10 protein-coding genes and 4 pseudogenes are annotated in these 19,655 nt (G+C 72.0%); 8 read left to right on the top strand and 6 right to left on the bottom strand.

Translation table 11 applies throughout. The features are described from left to right. Nucleotides 1–217: 217 nt before the first annotated feature. The gene (locus ABTZ58_RS00900) at nucleotides 218–4,015 is read left to right on the top strand and encodes a GH92 family glycosyl hydrolase (RefSeq protein WP_351348822.1); all 3,798 of its coding nucleotides are present in this window, start codon (nucleotides 218–220) and stop codon (nucleotides 4,013–4,015) included. 20 nt (nucleotides 4,016–4,035) lie between these two features. After that, the gene (locus ABTZ58_RS00895; RefSeq protein WP_351348819.1) at nucleotides 4,036–6,018 is read left to right on the top strand and encodes an alpha-glucuronidase; all 1,983 of its coding nucleotides are present in this window, start codon (nucleotides 4,036–4,038) and stop codon (nucleotides 6,016–6,018) included. A gap of 105 nt (nucleotides 6,019–6,123) precedes the next feature. On the opposite strand, the gene ABTZ58_RS00890 is transcribed toward ABTZ58_RS00895, so the two are convergent. From ABTZ58_RS00890 to ABTZ58_RS00875, 4 genes are read right to left on the bottom strand one after another with little or no spacing between them, the layout of a single operon-like run. Then, entirely contained in the window at nucleotides 6,124–6,807 is a 684-nt protein-coding gene (locus ABTZ58_RS00890; protein WP_351348816.1) for a hypothetical protein, read from the bottom strand. Between the two features lie 19 nt (nucleotides 6,808–6,826). Then, nucleotides 6,827–8,482 carry an ABC transporter substrate-binding protein gene (locus ABTZ58_RS00885; RefSeq protein WP_351348813.1) on the bottom strand — a complete coding sequence of 552 codons (1,656 nt, stop codon included), beginning with the start codon at nucleotides 8,480–8,482 and terminating at the stop codon, nucleotides 6,827–6,829. A 41-nt stretch (nucleotides 8,483–8,523) separates the two neighbouring features. Beyond that, on the bottom strand, nucleotides 8,524–9,396 hold the full coding sequence (locus ABTZ58_RS00880; protein ID WP_351348810.1) for a carbohydrate ABC transporter permease: 873 nt from the start codon (nucleotides 9,394–9,396) through the stop codon (nucleotides 8,524–8,526). After that, nucleotides 9,390–10,376, bottom strand: a complete 987-nt coding sequence (locus ABTZ58_RS00875; RefSeq protein ID WP_351348808.1) for an ABC transporter permease — start codon at nucleotides 10,374–10,376, stop codon at nucleotides 9,390–9,392. Before ABTZ58_RS00875 ends, ABTZ58_RS00880 begins: the two co-directional genes overlap by 7 nt. A 231-nt stretch (nucleotides 10,377–10,607) precedes the next feature. Between ABTZ58_RS00875 and ABTZ58_RS00870 the strand changes: the two genes are divergently transcribed. After that, nucleotides 10,608–11,684, top strand: a complete 1,077-nt coding sequence (locus tag ABTZ58_RS00870) for an acetylxylan esterase (RefSeq protein ID WP_351348805.1) — start codon at nucleotides 10,608–10,610, stop codon at nucleotides 11,682–11,684. A 170-nt stretch (nucleotides 11,685–11,854) separates the two neighbouring features. On the opposite strand, the gene ABTZ58_RS00865 is transcribed toward ABTZ58_RS00870, so the two are convergent. Both ABTZ58_RS00865 and ABTZ58_RS00860 read right to left on the bottom strand, forming a co-directional pair. Continuing rightward, the gene (locus ABTZ58_RS00865) at nucleotides 11,855–12,226 is read right to left on the bottom strand and encodes an MmpS family transport accessory protein (RefSeq protein WP_502995992.1); all 372 of its coding nucleotides are present in this window, start codon (nucleotides 12,224–12,226) and stop codon (nucleotides 11,855–11,857) included. A 238-nt stretch (nucleotides 12,227–12,464) separates the two neighbouring features. Further along, a pseudogene (locus ABTZ58_RS00860) lies at nucleotides 12,465–12,614 on the bottom strand (aminoglycoside phosphotransferase); the annotation flags it as partial. A 72-nt stretch (nucleotides 12,615–12,686) separates the two neighbouring features. On the opposite strand from ABTZ58_RS00860, the pseudogene ABTZ58_RS00855 reads away from it, so the two are divergent. From ABTZ58_RS00855 to ABTZ58_RS00835, 5 genes and pseudogenes are all read left to right on the top strand, one after another. Then, nucleotides 12,687–12,836, top strand: a pseudogene (locus ABTZ58_RS00855) (aminoglycoside phosphotransferase); the annotation flags it as partial. An 801-nt stretch (nucleotides 12,837–13,637) separates the two neighbouring features. Continuing rightward, nucleotides 13,638–15,959, top strand: a pseudogene (locus ABTZ58_RS00850) (SpoIIE family protein phosphatase); the annotation flags it as partial. Nucleotides 15,960–16,489: 530 nt separating this feature from the next. After that, nucleotides 16,490–17,562: pseudogene (locus ABTZ58_RS00845) on the top strand (sugar ABC transporter substrate-binding protein). Between the two features lie 14 nt (nucleotides 17,563–17,576). Beyond that, nucleotides 17,577–18,356: an ATP-binding cassette domain-containing protein gene (locus ABTZ58_RS00840; protein ID WP_351348800.1), complete on the top strand. Its 780-nt coding sequence runs from the start codon at nucleotides 17,577–17,579 to the stop codon at nucleotides 18,354–18,356. Continuing rightward, on the top strand, nucleotides 18,347–19,633 hold the full coding sequence (locus ABTZ58_RS00835; RefSeq protein ID WP_502995981.1) for a sugar ABC transporter permease: 1,287 nt from the start codon (nucleotides 18,347–18,349) through the stop codon (nucleotides 19,631–19,633). The genes ABTZ58_RS00840 and ABTZ58_RS00835 overlap by 10 nt, the downstream gene beginning before the upstream one ends. Nucleotides 19,634–19,655: the final 22 nt, after the last annotated feature.

Here is a 19,655-nt window from a genome sequence, read left to right as displayed (position 1 = left end):
GGATCAAGATCGAACACAAGGTTGGCCGCGGGTCTTATCCGAGTTGAGACCTCGCGGAAGTATGAGCGGCCTGTGTGTTTCACGACGGAAAAATCCCGGTCTTCGCCCTCGAATGTCACAGGCAAAACCCTTGACACGCCCCGGCACTTGAGCAACTACTGGTCCTTGCGCATTGAAGGTGACAACGTTGTCCACTGCGCAGGGAGGGTACCCGTTGATGCAGCGGAAAGCTCGGCACAGATGGGGTTCGGCGGTCGTGTCGACGACCGCCTTCGCTTTGGCCCTGGGTTCGCAGGGCGTTGCGGTCGCACTGCCCCAGGCCCCGGAGAGACCTGATCGGGGGTTCGCGTCCTCCTTCGAGGCGGACGACCCGCTTCCGGACTGGACGAACACGGTCGACACCGGCCCCGACGGCGGCAAGCGCGCCTCGGGCGTCGACGGCGGCTACAGCAGCGGCATACCGGGCAATGTGACGGATCAGGTCACGGACGTCCGGGCCAGTGCCGAGAACACGGGCGGCGGGGAGGTGAAGGAAAACCTCGTCGATCTCGAACCGAGCACCAAGTGGCTCGCCTTCGAGCCCACCGGCTGGGTCGAGTTCGACCTGGACAAACCAGTCAAACTTGTGCGTTACGCACTGACGTCGGCCAATGACGCCGATGAGCGCGACCCCAAGGACTGGACCCTGAAGGGCTCGGCCGACGGCAAGGAGTGGACGACGCTCGACACCCGGTCCGGGGAGTCCTTCCCGGAGCGGTTCCAGACGAAGACGTACGACCTGGCCGAACCCGCCGAGTACCGGCACTTCCGGCTGGAGGTGACCCGGAACAACGGCGGCGGCATCCTGCAGCTCGCCGACCTCCAGCTGTCCACGGGCGGCGGCGACGGACCGGTCCCGCAGGACATGCTCTCGCTGGTCGACCGCGGCCCGAGCGGCTCCCCGACCGCCAAGGCGGGCGCCGGGTTCACGGGCAAGCGGGCGCTGCGCTACGCCGGACGGCACACCGCCGAGGGACGGGCGTACTCGTACAACAAGGTCTTCGACGTGAACGTGGCCGTCGGCCGGAACACGCAGCTGTCGTACCGGATCTTCCCGTCCATGGCCGACGGCGACCTCGACTACGACGCCACGAACGTCTCCGTCGACCTCGCCTTCACCGACGGCACCCACCTGAGCGACCTGCGCGCCACCGACCAGCACGGCTTCCCGCTGACCCCGCGGGGGCAGGGCGCCTCGAAGATCCTGTACGTCAACCAGTGGAACAACGTGGCGTCCCGGATCGGCTCGGTCGCGGCCGGAAAGACCGTGGACCGGATCCTGGTGGCCTACGACTCCCCCAAGGGCCCCGCCAAGTTCCGCGGCTGGCTGGACGACGTGAACATCGCCTCCGTCGCGCCCGAGCGGCCGAAGGCCCATCTGTCGGACTACGCGGTGACCACCCGCGGCACCAACTCCAGCGGCGGCTTCTCACGGGGCAACAACTTCCCGGCGACGGCCGTCCCGCACGGCTTCAACTTCTGGACGCCGGTGACCAACGCCGGTTCGCTGAGCTGGCTGTACGACTACGCGCGGTCGAACAACGCGGACAACCTGCCGACGATCCAGGCGTTCAGCGCGAGCCACGAGCCGAGCCCCTGGATGGGTGACCGGCAGACCTTCCAGGTGATGCCGTCCGTGGCCGGCGGAACCCCGGAGTACGGGCGGGAGGCGCGGGAGCTGGCCTTCCGGCACGAGAACGAGACCGCGCGGCCGTACTACTACGGGGTGCGGTTCGAGAACGGGCTGAAGGCCGAGATGGCGCCGACCGACCACGCGGCGGCACTGCGCTTCACCTACCCGGGCGACGATGCGAGCGTCCTCTTCGACAACGTCACCGACCAGGCGGGGCTCACCCTCGACAAGGAGAACGGGATCGTCACCGGCTACTCGGACGTCAAGTCCGGGCTGTCGACGGGCGCGACCCGGCTGTTCGTCTACGGCGAGTTCGACAAGCCGGTGGCCGGGGGCGACTCCAGCGGCGTCAAGGGCTACCTGCGCTTCAAGGCCGACGACCGGACCGTCACCCTGCGCCTGGCGACCTCCCTCATCAGCGTCGACCAGGCCAAGGACAACCTCCGCCAGGAGATCCCGGAGGGCCGGTCCTTCGAGGCGGTCAAGAAGAGCGCCCAGCGGCAGTGGGACCGGCTGCTCGGCAAGGTCGAGGTGGAGGGCGCGACGCCCGACCAGCTGACGACGCTGTACTCCAGCCTGTACCGGCTGTACCTGTACCCGAACTCCGGGTTCGAGAAGGTCGGCGGGAAGTACCGGTACGCCTCGCCGTTCTCCCGGATGCCGAACCCGGACACCCCGACCCACACCGGCGCGAAGATCGTCGACGGCAAGGTGTACGTCAACAACGGCTTCTGGGACACCTACCGGACGACCTGGCCCGCCTACTCGTTCCTGACGCCTTCTCAGGCGGGTGAGCTGGTCGACGGGTTCGTGCAGCAGTACAAGGACGGCGGCTGGACCTCGCGCTGGTCCTCCCCCGGCTACGCGGACCTCATGACGGGCACCTCCTCGGACGTGGCGTTCGCGGACGCGTACGTCAAGGGGGTCGGCTTCGACGCGAAGGCGGCCTACGACGCGGCCGTGAAGAACGCCACGGTCGTCCCGCCGAACTCGGGCGTCGGCCGCAAGGGCATGGCCACCTCCCCCTTCCTCGGCTACACGAGCACCGAGACCCACGAGGGCCTTTCCTGGGCGCTGGAGGGCTACCTCAACGACTACGGCATCTCCCGCATGGGCCGGAAGCTGTACGAGGAGACCGGCGAGCGGCGCTACCAGGAGGAGTCGGAGTACTTCCTGGACCGCGCACGGGACTACGTGAACCTCTTCGACAAGAAGGCCGGGTTCTTCCAGGGCCGGGACGCGAAGGGTGACTGGCGGGTGGAGTCCTCGAAGTACGACCCGCGGGTGTGGGGCCACGACTACACCGAGACCAACGGGTGGGGCTACGCCTTCACCGCCCCGCAGGACAGCCGGGGCCTGGCCAACCTGTACGGCGGGCGCAAGGGCCTCGCCGACAAGCTGGACGAGTACCTCTCCACCCCCGAGACGGCCTCCCCGGAGTTCGTCGGCTCCTACGGCGGTGTCATCCACGAGATGACCGAGGCGCGGGACGTGCGGATGGGCATGTACGGGCACTCCAACCAGGTCGCCCACCACGCCCTGTACATGTACGACGCGGCCGGCCAGCCCTGGAAGACGCAGAAGAACGTCCGCGAGGTGCTGTCCCGGCTCTACACGGGCAGCGAGATCGGGCAGGGCTACCACGGCGACGAGGACAACGGCGAGCAGTCGGCCTGGTACCTGTTCTCCGCGCTCGGCTTCTACCCGCTGGTGATGGGCAGCGGCGAGTACGCGATCGGCTCCCCCCTGTTCACGAAGGCGACCGTGCACCTGGAGAACGGGCGCGAGCTGGTGGTGAAGGCGCCGCGCAACAGCGCGAAGAACGTCTACGTGCAAGGGCTCAAGGTCAACGGCCGTCCCTGGTCGAAGACTTCGCTGCCGCACGCGCTGGTCGCCAAGGGCGGTGTCCTGGAGTTCGACATGGGCCCGAGGCCGTCGTCGTGGGGCACGGGCAAGGACGCGGCGCCCGTGTCGATCACGCAGGACGACGAGGTGCCCGCGCCCCGGGCGGACCTGCTGGCGGGCGACGGCGCCCTGTTCGACGACACGTCGGCGACGGACGCCGCGGTGACGTCCGTGGACCTGCCGGTCCGCGAGGGTGCGAAGGCCGTCCAGTACACCCTGACGTCGTCGGCGGACCGGGCGAAGGCACCGGCCGGCTGGACGCTCCAGGGCTCCGCGGACGGTGAGACCTGGCACACGCTGGACCGGCGCTCCGGGGAGGCCTTCGCCTGGGACCGGCAGACCCGCGCGTTCTCGGTGAAGTCACCGGGTACGTACGGGAAGTACCGCCTGGTCCTCGACGGCGAGGCGACACTGGCGGAGGTCGAACTGCTGGGCTGACCAGATGAGTTGGGGGTCTCATGCCGCTTCCCGTGCCCGTCCTTCCGGAGGGTGTCGACCCGGCCTGGCTGCCGCCCGGAGCCTTCCGGGCGATCGGTGGCCGCCGGACGCTGATCCGGGGGTCGGCTCCCCTGGTGGAGACGGTGCACGGGGAGGTGGCCGAGGCCTGCCGGCGGTTCGGGGGCCGGGTCGAGCGCGACGTGCCGGACGGCGGCGCGTACGACCTGGTCCTCGCCCTCGGCGCCGACGGCCTCGGCGACGAGGGCTTCACCCGCGTCCGCGAGGGCGGTACGACGACCGTCACGGCGTCCGGCGGGCGCGGGCTGCTGTACGGCCTGTTCCACGTCGTACGGCTCGGCGAGGAGGCCTTCCGCGGCGAGCGGGCCCGGGAGGTGCACCGCCCGGCGCTCGCCGTGCGCATGCTCGACCACTGGGACAACGTGGCCGTGCACCCGGTCATGGGCCAGGTGGAGCGCGGGTACGCGGGTGGTTCGCTGTTCTGGGACGACGGGCGGGCGCGCGGCGACCTGGAGCGGGTGCGGGCGTACGGCAGGCTGCTGGCGGCGTGCGGGATCAACGCCGTCGCCGTCAACAACGTCAATGTGCACGCCACCGAGGCGCGTCTGCTCACCGGCCGGATCGGCGAAGTGGCCGACATCGCCGCCGCCTTGCGCCCCTACGGCGTCCGCACCCACCTGTCGGTCTCCTTCGCCGCACCGGTCGTGCTCGGCGGGCTGGCCACCGCCGATCCGCTGGACACGGCGGTGCGCGACTGGTGGGCACGGGCGACGCGGCGGGTGTACGAGGCGATCCCCGACTTCGGCGGGTACGTGGTGAAGGCGGACTCGGAGGGCCAGCCGGGTCCGTTCGCCTACGGCCGCACTCACGCCGACGGGGCGAACCTGCTGGCGGCGGCGCTGGAGCCGTTCGGCGGCACCGTGCACTGGCGGGCGTTCGTCTACGACCACCGTCAGGACTGGCGGGACCGCACGACGGACCGGGCCCGGGCCGCGTACGACCACTTCGTGCCGCTGGACGGGGAGTTCGCGGCCAACGCGGTGCTCCAGGTGAAGCACGGGCCCATGGACTTCCAGGTGCGCGAGCCGGTCTCGCCGCTGATCGGGGCCGTGCCCCGCACGCGTCTGGCGGTGGAGCTGCAGATCACCCAGGAGTACACCGGGCAGCAGCGGCACGTGTGCTGGCTGGGGCCGATGTGGAGCGAGGTGCTGCGCTTCCGGCCCGAACCCGGCCGGAGCGTGGGTGAGACGGCGCGGGGCGGACTCGTGGCCGTGTCGAACGCCGGTGCCGGCCCCTTCTGGACCGGGCATCCGCTCGCCCAGGCGAACCTCTACACGTTCGGGCGGCTCGCCTGGGAGCCGGACGCCGAGCCGCGCGAGGTGCTCGACGAGTGGATCGCGCTCACCTTCCCCGGTGCCCCGCGGCGGCTGTCCGACGGGCTGCACGCGGTGCTCGACGGCTCGTGGCGCACCTACGAGAAGTACACCGCCCCGCTCGGGGTGGGCTTCATGGTGCAGCCCGGGCACCACTACGGGCCGAGTGTCGACGGCTACGAGTACAGCCCGTGGGGCACCTACCACTTCGCCGACCGGGACGGCGTCGGCGTGGACCGGAGCGTGGCGACCGGCACCGGGTACGCCGGCCAGTACGGCAAGCCCTGGTCCGGGCTGTACGAGTCGCCGGACACCTGCCCCGACGAGCTGCTGCTGTTCTTCCACCACGTGCCGTACGGGCATGTGCTGCACAGCGGCAGCACGGTCATCCAGCACATCTACGACACGCACTTCGAGGGGGTGGAGGAGGTGGCGCAGGCCCGCCGGGTGTGGGCGGGCCTCGGGGACCTCGTCCCGCCGGAGTGGCACGCGCGCGTGGCGCAGCGGTACGAGGAGCAGACGCGCAGCGCCCTGGAGTGGCGGGACCAGATCAACAGCTACTTCTTCCGCAAGTCCGGTGTGCCGGACGCGCACGGGCGGCGCATCCACTGAAGGACGGCGTACCGCGCGCACGCCACCGCCCTGGCCTCGTTCCGGCCTGGGCCGGTTCGGGTGAGGGATCGCCGCCGTGGGGGATCCTCGGGGTGCGGGGCGCGCTCATGCGGTGAACTCCTGCCGGGTCTCGGTGATCACCGTGCGGCTGCCGTGCAGCAGGGACAGCAGCAGCGGGGCGGCCAGCAGGGCGGGCAGGGCCTCGGTCAGCAGGGCGGTCAGCGCGGCGGTGAGGACGAGCAGAGAGGCGGCGGCGAGGGTGGCGCGGCCCTGCCGGAGCAGGAAATACGCGGCGAGGCGGGCGGTGTCCCGGGCGCGGAAGGTGAAGAGCGAGGTGAGCACGAGGGCGTGCGCGCCCCAGAGCAGGGAGCCGGCGCCGATCCCCGCGAGCAGGACCGCCCACCAGCCGGGCAGGCCCGTGGCGGCGAAGTGGGTCAGGGTGAAGGCGATGACCGTCAGCCAGGCCAGCAGGGGCGCCCAGAGGGCCAGCACCGGTACGGCGTTGAGCCGCCAGCCGCGCAGGAAGGACCGGGCCGGGTGCAGTTCGGTGAGGTCGCGGCTGCGGTGGTGGAGGGCGTGGAGCGCGGCGGACAGGGCCGGGCCGAGGGGCAGCAGACACAGCGCCGCGAGGGGCAGGTTGGCGGGGTCGGGTCCGAGCAGGAGCAGTCCGGCCAGGCCCGGGGAGGCGGTGAGGAGCAGCAGCGCCTCGACGGTGAGGAGGGTGTGGATCAGGGCGCAGGCGCGGGAGAGGGCTCCGGTGCCGAAGCCGGAGGTCCGCACGGTGCTCATGCCACCGCCTCCCCGCTCCTCACCCGTTCTCCTTCGCGAACCGCTCGTGGGCCTTGTTGTGCAGGTCGACGAGTCGCTGCATGTTCTTCGACCTCAGCTCGGCGACGTAGTCGTCCCATTCGGACAGCGGGCGCTTGCCGAGGACGAACTTCAAGGTGTTCTGGATGACGGTGTCCTTCAGCGGGGTGTCCCAGAGGGTCGCCTGCTCCTGCTCGAAGGACCGCAGCGGGTGGGCCGGGTCGATGGGCAGCTGCCGGCGCTGGGCCATGGCGTCCTGGAACCTCTTCTCGTCCGGGCTGAAGGAGGAGGAGACCAGGTCCCAGCTGCCGCCGTAGGTGAAGACGCCGTTGAAGAAGCCGTAGTCCTTCTGGAGGTCCTTGCCGGCGTCCGGGTCCGAGCCCATCAGGGAGATGCCCGGCTTCAGCCGGGGGCGTCCGCCGGACTCGGTGTAGGTGACGCCCTCGACGCCCCACTTGCAGAACTTCTGGCCCTCGTCGGAGTACCAGAGCCAGTCGAGGAACTGCATCATCGCGACGAAGCCGTCGCTCTCGAGGGCCCTGCCCGAGACCATGACGCCGTTCTCCAGGCGGGTGCCGCCGAGCACCACCGGGCCGGCGGGGCCGAGCGGCACCGGGACCATCTCGATCGTCGCGCCCTCGACCTGCTTCTCCAGGTTGTAGCGGTAGTTCTGCACCAGCTCCTGGGGGTTGGCGCTCATCGCGAAGCACTTCTCGGCGAGGAGCTTCTGCACCGCCTGGTCGTCGGTCTGGCTGAAGCTCTCGGGGTCCATGAGCTTGTCGGCGACGAGTCCGCGCAGGTACTCGACCATCCGGCGGTAGCCGTCCTGGGCGCCGGTGAAGACGAACCTCCCCGCCGTGTGGTCGTAGCTGATGTTGTCGTAGCTCCAGCCGGCCCGGACGCCGAAGGCCTGGCCGAGGTAGCCGAACAGCGCGCCGCAGGGGAACGGGGTGTTGGTGCTCCAGCGGTCGGAGAAGGGGTACGTGCCGGGGTACTCCTCCTTGAGCGCCGTGAGCACCTCGCGCACCTCGTCCCAGGTGGTGGGCCGGGCGAGGCCGTGCCTGTGCAGGACGTCCGTGCGGAAGGACAGGGAGTAGCCGGCCTTGGCCTTCTCGTGCAGGCCGGGCAGCAGGTAGTACTTGCCGTCGGACTGGCGGATCGAGTCGAGTTCGGGCTCCAGCCTCCACTTGCGGACCTTGTCGCGGAAGTTGGGCATCAGGTGGACGTAGTCGCTGACGGGGAGGATGGCGCCGGAGGAGACGAAGGCGACCTCGGAGGGGTGGTACGTCTTGGGGATCAGGAACGGGGCGTCCCCGGCCCCGATGAGCACGCTGCGCTTCTTCTCGTAGTCGGCCAGCGGGACGTCGACGGGCTTCAGGGTCACGCCGGTGCGCCGGGTGAGCTCCTTCCAGAACAGCCAGGAGCTCTTCATGGGGTAGACCGGGTTGTTGTTGTGCAGCACGGAGAAGGACAGCGGCTTCGCCGCCTTGAACCGCTGCCCGGCGCGGTAGTTCTTCATCGCCCCGTTCCGTTTCTTCGACAGGTCTTTCCCGTCCCCGCCGTCGTCTCCTCTGCCGCAGCCGGTGACCGTGGCGAGGCCGATGAAGCCGGCTGCGGCGAGTATCTGGCGCCGCGACAGCTGTCCTGCGTTCTGCAAGGAGACTCCTTTGTTCCGTTAGGCGAGTTGAGGAGGCGGCGTCAGCCCTTGACCGCGCCGAGCATCACGCCCGAGACGAAGTAGCGCTGGACGAACGGGTACACGCAGAGGATCGGCAGGGCGGTGAGGACGATGGTGACCGACTGGATGTTGGCGCCGACCTGGCTGAGCTGCTCGGCGCCGGCGCCCGCGTTGCCGCCGCCGGTGGCGCCCTGGATGAGGTTGCGCAGGTAGACCGTGACCGGCATCAGCTCGGTCCGGTCCATGTAGAGGAACGCGCTGAACCAGGAGTTCCAGAACGACACCGAGTAGAAGAGCACCATGGTCGCCACGACCGCCTTGGACAGCGGCAGCACGATCCGCAGCAGGATGCCGTAGGTGCTCAGGCCGTCGATCTGCGCGGCCTCCTCCAGCTCCGTCGGCAGGTTCTCGAAGAACGCCTTCATCACCAGCAGGTTGAACACGCTGATCGCGTTCGGCAGGGCGATCGCCCAGACGCTGTTCTTCAGGCCGAGGCTGGTGACCAGGATGTAGTTGGGGATGAGGCCGCCGGTGAAGAACATGGTGAACACGGCGACGCCGACGAGGAAGCCGCGCCCCTTGAGCTGCTTCTTGGACAGCACGTAGGCGTAACACGTGGTCAGCACCATCGCCACGGCCGTCGCCACGACGGTGTAGAGCACCGTGTTGCCGTAGTTGCGCCAGAACATCGCGTCCCGGAACACGATCTCGTACGTGGTGAGGTCGAACCCCTTGGGCAGCAGGGTCACCTCGCCCGCCCGGATGTGCCGCTCGCCGCTGAAGGACCGCGCGAGGATGTTGGCGAAGGGATAGAGGGTCACCAGCACCACGAGGGTGAGCACCACCGCGTTGACGCCCTGGAAGACCCGGTAGGAGCGGCTCGGCCTCACCACAGGCTCGTCCCCACCGTGCGGCGCGAGAGCTGGTTGGCTGACGTGATGAGGACCAGGCCGATGATCGCCTCGAACAGTCCGATGGCGGCCGCGTAACTGAAACTGTTGGACTCGACGCCGGCCCGGTAGACGTAGGTCGAGATCACGTCGGCGGTCGGATACGTCAGCGGGTTGTACAGCAGCAGCACCTTCTCGAAGCCCACGGCCAGGAAGGTGCCGATGTTGAGGATCAGCAGCGTCACCATGGTGGGCCGGATGCCGGGCAGGGTGACGTGCCGGATCTGCTGCCAGCGATTGGCGCCGTCGATGCGCGCCGCCTCGTACAGGTCCTCGTCGATCGTGGTGAGCGCGGCGAGGTAGAGGATCGTGCCCCAGCCGGCGGTCTGCCAGATCTCCGAGCCGACATAGATCGTGCGGAACCACTCGGGTTCCTGGATGAAGCGGATCGGGTCGTGGCCGAACCAGCCGAGGACGTGGTTGACGGGTCCGTCGCTGGCCAGCATCTGCATCGTGATGCCGGCGACGATCACGATCGACAGGAAGTGCGGGAGGTAGGACACCGACTGCACGAACCGCTTCAGGGAGCGCCGGCGCACCTCGTTGAGCAGCAGCGCCAGCACGATCGGGACGGGGAAGCAGAACAGGAGCGTGAGCCCGCCGATCCACAGGGTGTTGCGGAACACCTGCCAGAAGGTGGGGTCTTCGAGGAACATCCGCACATAGCGCAGCCCCACCCACTCCTCGCCGAAGAGCGACCCACCGGGCTCGAAGCGCCGGAAGGCGATCACGTTGCCGATCATGGGCAGGTAGCGGAAGACCAGGAAGAACAGCAGCGGCAGGATCGCCAGCGAGTACAGCTGCCAGTCGCGGCGCACCGCCCGCCGCCAGCCGGCCGGTGCCCGTCCGCCGCGCCGGGGTGCGGCCCGGGCCGGAGGCGGGTCCTCGGTGCCCGGCGGGGCCGGTGTGGTCGACGTGCTCATGGCTCGGTCCTCCCGTGGACAGGGCACGTGGATCCGAAACTTTCGAGCTCTTACCGGTAACTTCGCGCAACTTAGGGGCACCAGAAAGCGCTGTCAATGGGTGACGCGGCAGACGGACGGGGCGCCTGTGCCGCGTTGGATCCGCATCGAGGCCGGGTAGAACCCAAGGGTTCCCCGCCTGTTCCGCATCGCAAGTTTCTGGAAGTCCGCCGACTCCTGCGAGGTGACGCCGTGCCCGCGTTCGATCTGCCACCGGCCGAACTGGAGCGCTACCGCCCGGACATCGAGGAGCCCGAGGGCTTCGACGCGTTCTGGCGGAGCACGCTGGAGGAGGCCGGGCGGCACGGACCGCTGCTGTCCGTGCGGGAGGCGGACTCGGGGCTGCGGCTGACCCGGACCCGGGACGTGACGTTCCGGGGTTTCGCGGGCGACCCGGTCCGGGCGTGGTTCAGCCGGCCGGCCGGGGCCGGTGAGACGCGCCCGCTCCCGGCGGTGGTCGAGTTCGCCGGGTACGGGCGCGGGCGGGGACTTCCGCACGAACGGCTGACCTGGGTGAACGCCGGCTACGCGCATCTGCTCATGGACAACCGCGGGCAGGGCGACCAGTACGGGTGCGGCGGTGACACGCCCGATCCGCACGCCCGGGTTCCGGGCGGCCCGGGGGTGATGACGCGAGGGCTGCGGACGCCTGAGGACTACTACTACCGGCGGCTGATTACCGACGCGGTGCGGGCGGTGGCGGCGGTACGGGAACTGCCGGGGGTCGACCCCACGCGGGTCGTGGCGGCCGGCAACAGCCAGGGCGGCGGGCTGGCGCTGGCCGCCGCGGGGCTCGTCGCGGACCTGGCGGCCGTGCTGGTGACCGCGCCGCTGCTGTGCGGGATCCGGCGGGCCCTGGACCTCACGGACGCCGACCCGTACGGCGAGATCGCCGCCTACCTCTCCGTCCACCGGGGCGCCGAGCGCGACGCCCACCGCACCCTCTCCTTCGTCGAGGGCGTCTCCTTCGCCCGCCGCGCCCGGGCCCCGGCCCACTTCGGAGTGGGCCTGCGGGACACGGTGTGCCCGCCGAGCGGGGCGTACGCGGCGTTCAACCGGTACGGCGAACTCTCCGGGACCGGTCCCCGCAAGGAGATCCACGCGTACCCGTTCAACGGGCACGAGGGCGGGGACGCGGTGCACGTGCGGCGGCAACTGCTGTGGCTGCGGACGGTGCTGGACGGGCCGGAGGGACCGGAAGGGCCGGAAGGACCGGAAGGGCCGGAGGGACGTGGCACGGCGCCGGGTGGGGCCTGCGGGGTGCGGTGACCCCGGGGAGCGGTGACCCCGGGCGGTGACCTCGGGGAGCGGTGACCTCGGGGAGCGGCCCGGGCACGGCGTTCCGCCGCTCCCCCGGCCTCGCTTCCCGCACCGGCGGTGCCCCTGCCCTGACGTCGCGGCCGCCGAGGCGAGGCCGGCCCGGCCCGCCCGGCCCGGCGTCACTGCGTGATAGGGGACTCCGCGGTGCAGCCGCCTGCGGTCACCAGACCCTCGGCGCTCTGCTCCTCGAGCACCTTGCCCTTGTGAATGATCTTGCAAGTGACCTGGGCGCCCTCGGGGTCCGCGGCGACCGGCATGACGGCGGCGGGCATGATGCCGCGCAGGGTGACGGTCTTCCGCCAGGGCAGCTCGGGCTTCGACACCGACTCGGTCTTCGGCTCCATGGCCTTGCCACCGCCGCCGTGGAACTCGATCGAGTCGACGTTCTTCCCCGTGACCTCGTAGGTCACCTCGTACGTCTCGTCCACCGCCTTGTCCACCTGGTCGACCGCCTCGGAGCAGGCGCCGAGGCCGAGCACGAGCCCGGTCATCGCGACGGAGCACACGGCGGCACGGATGGTGCGGTTCAAAGGATCCCCCGGATCTTGATGGTCGGACCGGCAGCCAACCGCACCGGGCAAGCCAAGTCAACTTGACCTGGGCGCCGCCCCTTTGATCGTGCTACCTTCCGCTGCAGGCGGGGTGGGAGCGCTCCCACAGGGCGGACCGGAACCTGCCCTCACGGTCGCCCCCATCCCGCGCAGGTCCGTCGGCCGCGGCCGACGGCGCTCATACCGGCCCGGCCGTGGCGACGAGGCGGCGCAGGGTGGCCCGGGCCGGTGGGCCCCAGGTGGGTTTGCCGCCCGGGAGGCCCTTGCGGCCGGCCTCGCCGATGAAGAGACCGCCGAGGGCACGCTGGACGCCCCAGCCGCGGGCGCGCACCTGGCGCCATCCCGGGGAAGCGCACGACCCCCACCTCCCCGGGCCACCACCCGGCCAACGTTCCACCGCATGACCCACGCGTCGATCGAGATCACCCCGGAACCGGTCCGGGACCTGCTGCGCAGGCAGCGCCCCGACCGCGCCGCTCACCCGGTACGGCTCGGTGCCCGAGGCTGGGACAACCAGATCTGGCGCCTCGGTGACGACCTGGCCGTCCGGCCTGGACCCTGCTTCCGGACGGCCGCCGCCGACCGCTTCCACGGCGCCTACGAGCCGGCCCCGGACGCGGCCACTCTCCGCCAGGTGCCAGGTGCCAGGTGCCGCATCGTACGTCGCCTTGATAGTCATGACAGGGGTGACCTTCGCCCCAAATGTCGTGGTTATCCAGGTGTGCGATTCTGTTGGTGGGTGCCCTGCCGCTCATGCGCGGCGTGGTTCCGCCATGCCGGTGTGACCCGGCGCCGCCGGTCCCGTGCCCGCGTCGTCGTCGCCTGAGTTCCGGGGACTCCCACCTGCCGGTGGCCACGGCATGGACGGGAGGTGGATGCGGACATGCCTCATGACGGCGAGACCCGGGCCGGGGCTCCCGGCCTTCGGGCGCCGGGGAGCGGGGACGCCGGTCCGTCTCGCCCCGTGCCGGAGCCCGACGCGAGGGAGCGGGTGCTGGCGTTCGCCGGGGTGGGGCTGGCGGCGGTGTACGTGCGGAGCGAGGACGGGACCGAACTCCGGGTGGCTGAGTCGACCGGGGGCGATCCGGAGCGGTACGGGGTGCCGAGTGGGGTGCGGCTTCCGGGGAGCGGCACGGTCGGACCGAGGAGGGGCCCGCGCGGGTCCGTCGCGAACGCGCCGGATCAGGGGTACCGGAGCGGTGCCTCCGGCACGAACGCACCACAGTCGGAAGGCGCCACCGCCCCAGGACCCGCCCCGCACCACACCCCCTCCCGGGACGCACCACAGCCGGAAGGCGCCACCGCCCCAGGACCCGACCCGCACCGCACCCCCTCTCCCGGCCGGAAGTCAGTGGAAGCGGAGAGCGACACCACCCCCGGGGCCCCCACCCCGCCCGTCCCGGCCCCAGCCGACAGGACCGCGGAAGGCCGAGACCGCACGGCCGCCGTCGTCGAGGCCTATCAGCGGGGCCGGGCCGTGTGGCTCGACGGGGTGGGGTCCGCCCGGGGAGAGGACGGGACCGTCCCCGTTCCGTTCGGGGCGTTGCCGCTGGGGGCGGCGGGCGGGTGGCTGGGATGTCTGGTCGTGGTGGGAGAGGCCGGGGAAGGGTTCGGGGGCGAGCAGCGGGAGTTCCTGGGGCGGTACGCCGAGGCCGTCGCCGGGCGGCTGCGGGGCGAGGCAGACCGGTCCGCGCCCACCCCGCTGCTGGACTCGGCCCTGCGCGCCATGGGCGTCGGCTCCTTCGCCCTGGCGCCCGGCACCGGGCTGGTCGAGACGGACCAGGCCCTGCTCGAACTCGTCGGCATCCCCGAGGACGGGTTCGACGGCAAGACCGACACCCTCCTGTCGTACAGCGTCCCGGAGGACGTTCCCGCCCTGCTGTCGGTGATCGAGCCGTCCGCGCAGACCCCGGGCCGCCGTGAACTGGAGTTCCGCATCCGCCGGCCCACCGGGGAACTGTGCTGGCTGCGTCTGGGCTGCCGTGTGCTGAAGGAGCCCGACGGCGCCCCGCGACGCGTGCTGGGCGTGGTCACCGCGGCCCCGGTGCTGCGCCGGGGCGCCAGCGACGTCGCCCGCATCCAGTGGCTGACGGCCGCGCTCGACGACGCGACGACGGTGCGGGACGTCAGCCGCGTGGTCGTCGCCGCCCTGCGCGAACCGCTCGGCGCGGACCGGGTGGCGCTCGCCGAGGTGCTGGAGGACCGGCTGGCCGTCACGGTGCTCGATCCGCCGGGTGCCGGTGCCTGGCCGGAGCTGTGGCGTTCGGAGTGGCGCTCGGAGTGGCCCGACGCGCCGGTCAGCGCCCTGCCCACGCTGCAGGCGGCGCTGCGGGACGGCCGGATGAGCCTGTGGCCCGCGGGCGCCGTGCTGGAACCGGGGCTCGCCGGCGTCGGCCCCGGCGGACTGGCCGTACTGCCACTGCCCGCGAAGAACGGCGTGGCCGGGGTGTGCCTGGTCGGCTGGGACGCCCCGCACGAGTTCGCCCCCGAGGAGCGGGCCCTGCTCACCGCGACCGCCGGACTGGTGGGACAGGCCCTGAAACGCGCGCACGCCTACGACGCCGAGCAGGAACTCGCGACGATGCTCCAGCGCAGCCTGCTCCCCCGCCGCCTTCCCCGGCTGCCCGGCGGCATCGCCGTGGCCCGCTACCTGCCCGCCCGGCGCGGCCTCCAGGTGGGGGGCGACTGGTACGACGTGATCGCCCTGTCGGAGGGGAAGGTCGCCCTGGTCATCGGGGACGTACAGGGGCACAGCGCCGGGGCCGCGACGATCATGGGTCAGATGCGTACCGCGGTCCGCGCCTACGCCGTCGAGGGGCATCCGCCGGACGTGGTCGTCGCGCACGCCAACCGGCTGCTCGTCGGCATGGAGACCGACCTGTTCGCCACCTGCTGCTACGTCGAGCTGGACATGGAGGAGGGCAACGCCCTGTTCGTGCGGGCCGGGCATCTGGCCCCCCTGGTGCGTGATCCCGGCGGCGGCACAGCGGAGATCGCGGTCGAGGGCGGGCTGCCCCTGGGGGTCCTGGCCGACGCCGAGTTCCCGCTGACGGCACTCGCGCTCGCCCCCGGCTCGGTCCTCGCCCTGGTGACGGACGGTCTGGTCGAGTCGGCCGACCTGCACCTGGACGAGGGGATGCGGCTGGTGCGTCAGGCGCTGGCCGCGGCCGACCCCGCCGACCCGGGGCGGATGGCCGACCACCTGCTGGGCGAGGCCGGACGCCGGGAGGACGACGTGGCCTTGCTCCTGCTGCGCTACGACGGGATGCGGGTCAGGCCGGTGCGGGCCGGGTGGGTGGTGTGGCGGCTGCCGGACGCGGTGATGCACGCGCGCCGGTTCAGCGCGCGCACGCTGCGTTCGTGGGGCGTGGTGGCGGAGGCCGACACCGTGCTGCTGGTGGTGTCGGAGCTGGTCACCAACGCGCTGGTGCACACGCAGGGCGCGGTCCGGCTGGACCTGACCCTGGCCGCCGACCGGCTGCGGGTGACGGTGAACGACTCCTCGCCGCGCGCGCCGGCCAAGCCGGTGGTGGTCGACTGGGAGTCCACGGGCGGGCGGGGGCTGTTCCTCGTCGAGGCGATGTCGGCGGCCTGGGGTTCGGTGCCGGTCGGTGGCGGCAAGCAGGTGTGGAGCGAGATCGTCGTCTCCCGCCCGGATGCGGAGGCGGAGCCCCGACCGGGGTCCGGCCCGCGGGCGGAACCGGACCCGGAGCCGCCCGGACCGGCCCGGCCCGAGGACCGTCCCCGGAACCGGACCGGCGGCTGGGGCTGGAGCCTGGGCCGCACCCGCGGCCGGACCCGGGGCCGCGGCGGTGGCGATGGCGATGGCGGCCGCGGTGGCGACGGCGAGGGCAGCCGCGGTCGCGGTGGCGACGACAGCCGCGGTCGCGATGGTGACGGCGGCGGAGACGGCCGCGGCCGAAACAGCCGCGGCCATGACAGCGGCGCCGGCGGCGCCGGCGGCGCCGGCGGCGAACGAGGCACACACCGGGCCCGCCCCACGGACCAGACCCACCACCGACCTCTCGACCAGCACCACCCCACCGACCAGCCTCCCCACCGGCCCCCCGACCAGCACCACCCCACCGACCAGCCTCCCCACCGGCCCCCCGACCCGGCCCACCAGCGCCCCCGCGACTCCCGCCGGAGGCGTAACCGCGTCCTCCGGCGGCCCAGGCCGCCGGCCGAGGACGGAGGGGCGTCGTGAGAGGGCGGGTGGGGCGTGCGGCCGCCGTCCTGATGGCGGCCGTCCTCGCGGGAGCCGGCTGCACCGGCGACGGCGGCGAGGGCAAGGACGGGCCCACCGTCGGCGTGCTGCTGCCGAGCCGTGCCGTACCCCGCTGGGAGCAGTCCGACAAGCCCATGATCGAGAAGCGGGTGAGCTGTGCGCCGAGTGCACGGTGATGTACGCCAACGCCGAGAACGACGCGGCGAGCCAGCGGCAGCAGATGGCGTCCATGATCACCAGAGGCGCCTCGGCGCTGATCCTGGACGTCGTCGACCCCAGGGCACTGCGCTCCTCGGTCCGGGAGGCGCACCGCGAGGGCGTCCCGGTGATCGCCTACGACCGGCTCGCCGAGGGCCCGATCTCGGGGTTCGTCAGCTTCGACGGCAACCAGGTCGGCCGGCTCCAGGGCGCGGCGCTCCTCACGGCCATGGGCGCGCGGGCCGACGGGGGCGGTGTCGTGATGATGAACGGCGACCCGTCCAGCCCGAACGCCGCCTGGTACGAGCGCGGGGCGGAATCCGTCCTGCGGGACAAGGTCCGGATCCTGAAGTCGTACAGCACTCTGGGGTGGCGCACGGAGAACGCGCACGACCAGATGTCCGCCGCGATCAGCGCCCTCGGCCCGCACCGGATCGACGGGGTCCTCGCGGCCAACGACTCGATCGCCGCCGGTGTCATCGCGGCCCTCAAGAGCGCCCGGGTCTCCCCGCTGCCCCCGGTCACCGGCCAGGACGCCGACCTCGACGCCGTGCGGCGCATCGTCGAGGGCGAGCAGTACATGACCGTCTACAAGCCCTTCCGGCTGGAGACGGACGCGGTGGCCGCGCTGGCCGTCGCGCTGGCACGCGGTGACGACGTGGACGCCCTCGTCACGACGACCGTGGACAGCCCCACCACCCGGGACGTCCCGGCGGTGCTGCTCGACCCGGCCGCCGTCACGCGGGACAACATCGGCCGGACGCTCGTCCGGGACGGCGTCTACACGGTCGGCCAGATCTGCACCCCGAAGCTCCGGCGCGCCTGCGACCGGATCGGGCTCACGCGGTGAGGGAGGTGGCCGCCGTGCTCCATCCGCCCGTGCTGGCGCTGCGCGGCATCTGCAAGCGGTTCGGCGGCGTCCAGGCGCTCGTGGACGTGGACCTGCGGGTCCGTGCCGGTGAGGTGGTGGCGCTGGCGGGTGACAACGGCGCAGGCAAGTCCACGCTGGTCAAGGTGATCTCCGGGGTGAGCCCCGCCGACCGGGGCGTCATCGAGTGGGAGGGGCACCGGGTGCAGATCAAGCGTCCGCACGACGCCCACAGCCTGGGCATCGCGACCGTCTACCAGGACCTCGCGATGTGCGACAACCTGGACGTCGTCGGCAATCTCTTCCTCGGCCGGGAGATCGACCGGGTGGGCATCCTCGACGAGGTGGAGATGGAGCGGCGGGCCCGCGAGCTGATGCGCGCGCTGTCGATCCGCATCCCCGACGTGCGGGTGCCGGTCGCGGCGCTGTCGGCCGGGCAGCGGCAGGCCGTCGCGATCTCCCGTTCGCTCATGGCCGAGCCCAAGGTCCTGCTGCTTGACGAGCCCACCGCCGCGCTGGGCGTGGAGCAGACCAGCCATCTGCTCGACCTCATCGAGGAGGTGCGCGACCGTGGCATGGCGATCATCCTGATCAGTCACAACATGGGCGACATCAAGGCCGTCGCGGACCGGGTGGCCGTGCTGCGGCTGGGGCGCAACAACGGCCTGTTCGACGTGAGCACCGTGACGCAGGAGCAGATCATCTCCGCCGTCACCGGGGCGGCGGACAACGCCGTGGCGCATCGCACGAAGGGCGACGAGGAGGCGTGGCCGTGACCGGCGTCGGGCCGAGGCGCGGCGGTCCGGGGGCCGGGCCGGTCACCACCGGCCGGGAACGGCGCGGCCGTGGCTGGCAGGAGAGCCTGCGGGGGTACGCCCTGGAGGTGCGCGGGAGCGTGCGGGAGAGCGAGCGCGGGCCGGTGCTGGTCGTCGCCGGGCTGATCGCGATCTGGTGCGTCTTCCAGGCGCTGGACGACAAGTTCCTCTCGCCGCGCAACCTGTCCAACATCGGCGTGGACATCGTCGGGACCGGGCTGGTCGCCGTCGGCATCGTGTTCGTGCTGCTGATCCGGGAGATCGATCTGTCGGTCGGCTCGGTCAGCGGTCTGGCGGGGGCGGCGTTCGCCGTGCTGAACGTGAACCACGGCGTGCCGGAGTGGCTCGCGGTGGTCGTGGCGGTGACGGTGGGTACGGCCGTGGGCGCCTTCCACGGCGTCTTCCACGCCTGGCTGGGGGTGCCCGCGTTCGTGGTGACGCTCGCGGGACTGCTGATCTGGAACGGCCTGACGCTCTACCTGCTGGGTGCGAGCGGCACGATCAACATCGACGAGGAAGGGCTGGTGGCGTCCCTGACCAGCCGGCACTTCGGCGCCGACGGGGCGGCGTACGCGGTCGCGGCGCTCGGCACGGCCGGGTACCTGCTGGCCGCGCGCCGCCGGCGCGGCCGCCACCGGGCCGCGGGGATGCCCTACCGGCCGGAGCGCGAGATCTGGCTGCGCACGGCGCTGCTCGCGGTGGCCTCCTTCGCCGCGGCCCACACCCTCAACCGCTTCCACGGCCTGCCGCTCGCGCTGCTGATCTTCCTGATGGTGCTGGTCGTCTCGGACTACGTGCTGCGGCGCACCCGCTACGGGCGGCGGGTGTACGCGCTCGGCGGCGGGGTCGAGGCGGCGCGCCGCGCGGGCATCGGCGTGGAGCGGGTGCGGGTGGCGATGTTCATGGTGTCGGGGACGCTGGCCGCGATCGGCGGGCTGTTCGTGGCCTCGGGGCTGACCTCGGCGAGTCCGACCACGGCCCGGGCGGCCGGTTCCGGGATGCTGCTGATCAACGCGATCGCCGCGGCCGTCATCGGCGGCACGAGCCTGTTCGGCGGGCGGGGCTCGCCCTGGTCGGTGCTGCTCGGGGTGCTGGTGATCCAGTCGATCGCCTCCGGCATGGGCCTGCTGGGGGTGGAGGACGCCGTGCAGTTCATGATCACCGGTGGGGTGCTGCTGGCCGCCGTCGCGGCCGACGCCCTCTCCAGACGGGCGGCGGCCCGGAGAGGGCGACCCTGAGGCGACGCGTTCGCCCCATGTG

Origin of the sequence: Streptomyces sp. NPDC094143 (assembly GCF_040303825.1) — a bacterium.
Lineage (GTDB): Bacteria > Actinomycetota > Actinomycetes > Streptomycetales > Streptomycetaceae > Streptomyces.
The sequence above is the reverse complement of the archived record's forward strand: the minus strand, read 5'-3'. Positions and strand labels throughout refer to the sequence as shown.